At 43.7% G+C, this 757-nt stretch carries 1 protein-coding gene; it reads left to right on the forward strand.

The genetic code is table 11. The features are described 5' to 3' along the window. On the forward strand, positions 1-653 hold a 653-nt coding region (locus ACFIM1_RS09395), incomplete at its 5' end, for a hypothetical protein (protein ID WP_375694698.1). Positions 654-757: the final 104 nt, after the last annotated feature.

Raw genomic sequence — 757 nt, forward strand, 5'->3', positions numbered from 1 at the left:
TTCATACGCTTTGTGCGGATGTTGGTGTTATAATAGATCATCCGTTATCGGGGTATCAAGCAGGGGATATATTACCCCATTCCGTTTGGTGTTTGAATCACCGCCCGCATAGTAGTCCAGAAGGGATGGTCTACGACCCCTCTACAGATCTTTGGGTTGATATTTATCTCCAGTCAGGGACGGGTGAAAATACGCGCTCGGCGTATGGTACTCCTATCACAACAAACCGTACTTATACAGATCACTTATCCGATATGTTGCGTGTTAAAAAATCTTTTCTCAATGATACAGAATTTGCGTCTGCGATGTATGGAAGCAATGAAAAGACAAATATTCAAGGGAAGAAAGCCCCTTCTCCTAAGAGTTCTGGAGGACACGTTGATACGGCGAATAGGCGTATGATTTCACATATAGGGTGTGAGGATGGCTGCGGTTATGTTTCACAATTTTTATCAGAGACTTTTCCAATACAGGTACCTTCTATAGCAGCGGGAAGGACGGCTTTTAGAACAGATATGAATGTGTTGGTAGGAGGAGGTCTTTGGAGTGGTGGTGTCTCTAATGGTTCGTTTTTTCGTAGTGGTCAGTATTCTCGTAGTTTCAAGGGTGAGATGTTAGGGGCTCGAGGCTGTAGCCGTCCCCGTGATTTTTGAGGAGGATAAGATGATAGATTATCCAGGGCATTTAAATACGAAGCAAGATTATCTGAACATGCTTGAATTTGATAAGGCTGAAACGGTAAGAAGGCTAGAGGGTC

The sequence above is a fragment of the Bartonella sp. AC158YNML genome, assembly GCF_042196725.1.
GTDB lineage: Bacteria > Pseudomonadota > Alphaproteobacteria > Rhizobiales > Rhizobiaceae > Bartonella.